Raw genomic sequence first — 5,219 nt, forward strand, 5'->3', positions numbered from 1 at the left:
TTGTTAGAAGAAGCGTAAGCGCCCGTGCCGCTGTTCGCGGCCGGCGCCGATGAAGAGCCGTATAAACATCGCTCTCATGCCCGTCAACCTAAAAATGCGGCATCGCTCGTTTTTGTCGTCGCAAGCCCCGCGTGTGGGCTCTGAAGCCGCACTGAGACGCGGAGAGGATCAGGTATCGAAAGGCGATAAAGAGAGGGCCGCGTGCCGGGTTCGATAACGCTCTCCAAGCTGGGAAGGCCTCTGGTTCATCGCCTCCTCGAAGATCGCGGTCGCGATCAAGGCTACGCGCCTGAGATCCCGTTTCATAAGGACCGTACGCGTCGCCCGACGAGGAGATCGCGCGAGTGCCGGCAGTGGCCGGTCCAGCCCAGCGTCTCAGTTGCACCGCAAAACCTGTCTGGACGTCCTCGGGCTCAACGATCTCAACGTGATGGTCGCGGCCGTGCCGACCTACTCTCTCGGACTAGCGCCATCAGCCGACCAGTGGGCGAGGGACGGCCAGAAATGCGCGATGCCCCCATGGCTGTCATATAGGATAGGTCCAGTGCGACTGCCGATGCGCCAGGCGGGATCGTACCCGCGCACGTCCTCCACTCCGACGCTGCCCGAACGTGCTGCGCGAGCAGAACCACAGGCAGCCTGTTTGAGCCGGCGCGGGCAGCGCTCACCGATGCGTCAAGCTGGGGAACCCATTATGGAACGGGATCTCACTGGATACGCTTTTCTTAGTTGTCTATCTCTCACGACCAGCTGTTGAAACAGTCTCACTAAGAGGGGACAAGATATAATCAATTACCCGACGGCTACCTGTTCTAATTTCAACCGTAGCTGTCATGCCAGGAGTAAGAGGTACTTTCTGACCATCTGCCAAGATAGTATGCTGCGATATAGATATTGTAACCGGAAATACAAGATTCTGTGTTTTGGGAGTTCCATTCACAGGCGCCAATCCTTGGCCTCTTGCAAGAGAAATTGCATCGGTCGAACCGCCTAGATCTTTTTCATCGACTGCGTCACGTGATACTCTCAGTACACGTCCTTCTAAAGTGCCATATCTGGTAAAAGGAAATGCATCTATTTTTATAATAACTTCTTGTCCCTGCAATATAAAACCTATGTCCTTATTGGCTACTTGTGCCTCTAATTCAATTTCTCCATCTGAAGGAACGACGATCATCAATGGTTGTCCAGCAGTAACAACTTGACCGATGGTTGTAACAGCGAGCTGTTGTATCGTTCCCTCGATAGGAGACTTAATATACATTCGATCTTTTCGATTTTCTGCTTTTACAACGTCCTGTGTAAGAGTATCGACTTTTTGTTGAGCATCGACTAATGACTGATATTGTTTTGATACTGTCTCGCTTTTGAGTTGATCAATTCTTTTTTCAAGAGAAACGGCGGCCGCCTGCGCTTCCATAAGTTGGCCGCGGTCATATGCTAGGTCTGCCGACACTTGTTCTACCTGTTGCAATGCATCAATAACTGCTGCTCTTGTTCCTGCGGCTTTTGCAACAAGGGTTTCTCGCATATCAGCCCTTTCTTTCAATATATTAAAAAGCTTTTCTCTAGCACTTATACTAGCAATAAATCTTTTTTGAGTTGCGATTTTTTCATTTAACTGTGCAACAAACGCATCTCTAGTTGTTAAATATTGATAAATATCAGCATTCATCGCGCTTTCTTCTCTAAATTTAATTTCAGATGGAATATTATTTTCAAACTTCACGTTTGCTTTTTGACTATCTGATTGTACAGCAACAATTGTTGCCTGCCTTCTGGCTACTTGTGCCTTCATAGTCGCAAGATCCGACTTTCTAGATTTAAGATCAGCATCTGCTTCCGTAGTCTCCATTATAGCTAAAGTATCTCCTGCATTAACTTTATTTCCATTACTAACATACAGGGCTTGTATTTTTCCCGCTTCAAAAGGTTGAACAACCTTTGAGCGTCCACTTGGCTGAATACGCCCAGTTGCAACAGCATGAATATCTATCTTAGCTATGCAGCTCCATATTATGGACGTAGCAAACATTATACATATACACCAAGTAAAAACCAATACATAAGGAGATGGGGGAGTATCAAGTATTTCAAGATGAGCAGGCAAAAACTCTTGATCTTCGCGCGTACTACTTATACGGCGAATTTTTCCTATGATAGATTGTGATGGGGGAATATTTAATTTTCGACTTAAACCCAAATCACTGCCAACATTTGCCGGACGAGACGAACTAGTAGAAACAATTGCACGATCTTGTGACGGCGTGGTCATGCAGCCTCTCCTTCTGAACCCTCTGACTGGAGTTTCCATAAGCGTCCATAAAGGGATGTAGGCCGATCTAATAGTTCGCGATGTGTCCCATCTTCTACAATACGCCCATCCTGCAATGCAATTATGCGGTCGCAAATACGAACAGCAGCAAGTCTGTGCGCAATAATTATGACAGTCCTGCCTTTTACAATGTGTTTCATATTCTCTTGTATTATTTTTTCGCTCTCGTAATCTAGCGCAGAAGTCGCCTCATCTAATATTAATATTCTAGGATTAGTTGCTAGGGCCCTCGCGATGGCAATTCTTTGTCTCTGGCCACCCGACAAATTAGCACCACGTTCTTCGATAGGAGTATCATACCCGAGCGGAAGTCGATTAATAAATTCATCCGCTCCAGCCAATCTTGCAACTTGTATAACCTGTGATCTTGACAATCCTGGATTAGCAAGCGAGATATTTTCGAAAACTGTTTTGTTAAATAACAGGTTTTCTTGCAAAACAACACCAATTTGGCGTCTCAACCATGCTGGATCTACTTGAGATATATCGATACCATCGATTAGTATTTGACCTTTCTCGGGAACATAAAGTCTTTGTAATAGTTTTGTAAAAGTTGACTTTCCAGATCCAGATGGACCTACTATACCAATGACTTGCCCAGTTGGTATATCTATCGATACGTCTTTTAAAACTTCTGTAGTTCCAGGTTGATAACGAAATATGATGTTTTTTACTGTAACCCTACCTTTAGCAGGAGGGAGATGCGATTGAGCAAGAGATCTGGTTTCAGGTTGTTGATTTAATACATCTCCAAGTCTCTCGATTGATATTTTTACTTGTTGGAAATCTTGCCACAACTGCGAAAGTCTTAGAATGGGGCCAGTAACTTGTCCCATAATCATATTAAATGCAATTAAGCTACCAACTGTCATTTCTCCATTCATCACAGCATATGCGCCAAAAAATAGAACTAAGGCGGTTGTTACTTTATTTATATATTGTATTATATTTTGACCGATACTGGCTATAATACCAGATACAAAAGATGTTTTAACATAAGCTGCGAGTCTCTCTTCCCATTGTGTTCTTAATACTGGCTCAATAGCCAATGCTTTGATAGTATGTACTCCTACAATAGACTCAATGAGAAACTGGCTCGATATTGCCGACCGATTGAATTTTTCTAATGTCTTCTCTCTTAAAACAGGCCTAATGAGTATAGCGACTATTACATAGCAAGGCATAGATATACTTACAATCAAAGCAAGTACAGGAGAATAAAAATAAAGTATCGATATAAATATCAATGTAAAAGGCAAGTCTATAGCAGACGTTAGTGCTTGTCCAGTTAGGAAATTACGTACTGTCTCAAGCTCGCGAACTCGAGCTACTGTTTGTCCTGCTGGCCTGATTTCAAAATATCCAAGCGGTAACCTCATCAAATGCTCAAATAGGCGAGCTCCTAATTCTACATCTATACGGCTCGCAGTGTGCGTTAATATGTAGTTTCTCAGATACTGCAGTATAACATGAAACAACCCCAATATCACTAATCCGAATGCAACTAAGTTTAGCGTAGAATATCCTTTATGCGCCAAAACCTTATCAATAGTTATTTGGAAAAATATTGGGGTTATAAGTGCACATATTTGTATGAAAAACGATGCAACTATTACGGTCCATAATGATTTTCTGTATCTCCATATAGATGGGATAAACCACCCAATTCCAAAACTCGACACTACTTGTTGAAGATTTGCCCGTTTTGCAACTAATATAATATTTCCATTCCATGTTTGACAGAAATCATCTATAGATATATGTTCTGCTGTACGTTTTACAGCATCTATTATTCTTAATTTGTTATCTTCTACTCTTCGCCCCAAAACAATAAATTTATTATCTTCAACTTCGAGGATAGCTGGCAATGGAATTTTCTGAAGACGCTCTTGTTTCTGTCCTTTTAGCAATCTGGCCTTCAGCCCTAACCTTCGTGCACCCCTCACAAGCTCATTGGCGTTGGCGGCTCTGGTTCCTAACCCTAGTTCATGCTGTATTTGTGCAGACTCACACGCAACCTGGTGAAACGATGCAACGATTGATAACGCACTCAGTCCAGAATCGCTTTGCGCCCCTACGTTTTTTATTATTGAATTGCTTGCATTTTGTACTACTTGCTCGCTATTATTACTTATGTGATTCGCGGATCTAATTTCCGCCATTGGACCCTCCTTCACTTATTTGATGTGGCATCCTCATCGGTAGCCGCATATGATATGAGCATTTCGCATTACGTTTAGCATCTAATTTTTACAATTTGCATAACATAACTAAGCTCGACAGTAAATTAGATTGCGCATAGCTAGTGTGTTTCGAAATCACAGAGACAATGCAATTTTTGCAACGCTTACTCCCTCTGTCATTTCAATATTCTCCATCTGAACATGTGATGCTACTGAAGCCAGAACACCCCTCAAAACCCTCTAGGATGGCCACCAGCGGCCTTCAGTGATCTGCGTGGGGTCCCCTGCTTGGCAACCGCAGATTCCTCCCTCTGGGCCTTCTGTGAGCAAATGCGCGGTTACTCACCGACGCAGGTGTCCTCCTGGCCTTTGTGGCCTTCCTGGACGAGATCGCACTGCTGTCTGGGGGTTCCTTACTTTTTTTTCAAACAGCACTAACTTATTCAGGTACAAAATTAAAAAATTCACCCTTTCAATGCGCCAACATAACACTTCAGCAATTCTCAAAATCCGACAATTTCAGGTTTTAAGAAGTTTTTATAGTTTTATATAGTTTTAGAAAATCATTGTGCACAATTTGACAATTTTTCCTCTTTATCTTGAGATGCTTAGGCCGAAAAAAATAACTGATGTACGGGATACCGATAACTGATGTACGGGATGTCATAACTGATGTACGGGATGTCATAACTGATGTACGG

At 43.2% G+C, this 5,219-nt stretch carries 2 protein-coding genes; both read right to left on the reverse strand.

Going from position 1 to position 5,219, the window contains the following annotated elements:
• Positions 1–733: 733 nt before the first annotated feature.
• The gene (locus tag EOE48_RS27995; RefSeq protein WP_127734155.1) at positions 734–2,275 is read right to left on the reverse strand and encodes an HlyD family type I secretion periplasmic adaptor subunit; all 1,542 of its coding nucleotides are present in this window, start codon (positions 2,273–2,275) and stop codon (positions 734–736) included.
• Complete coding sequence (locus tag EOE48_RS28000) at positions 2,272–4,512, reverse strand: type I secretion system permease/ATPase (protein ID WP_246155018.1); 2,241 nt, start codon at positions 4,510–4,512, stop codon at positions 2,272–2,274. Before EOE48_RS28000 ends, EOE48_RS27995 begins: the two co-directional genes overlap by 4 nt.
• Positions 4,513–5,219 lie beyond the last annotated feature (707 nt).

Origin of the sequence: Methylobacterium oryzihabitans, from assembly GCF_004004555.2 — a bacterium.
In the GTDB taxonomy this organism is placed as follows: Bacteria; Pseudomonadota; Alphaproteobacteria; order Rhizobiales; family Beijerinckiaceae; genus Methylobacterium; species Methylobacterium oryzihabitans.

Excerpts from the sequence above, each read along its gene's own strand:
- EOE48_RS27995 (WP_127734155.1), bottom strand. The coding sequence starts at position 2,275 with ATGACCACGCCGTCACAAGATCGTGCAATTGTTTCTACTAGTTCGTCT.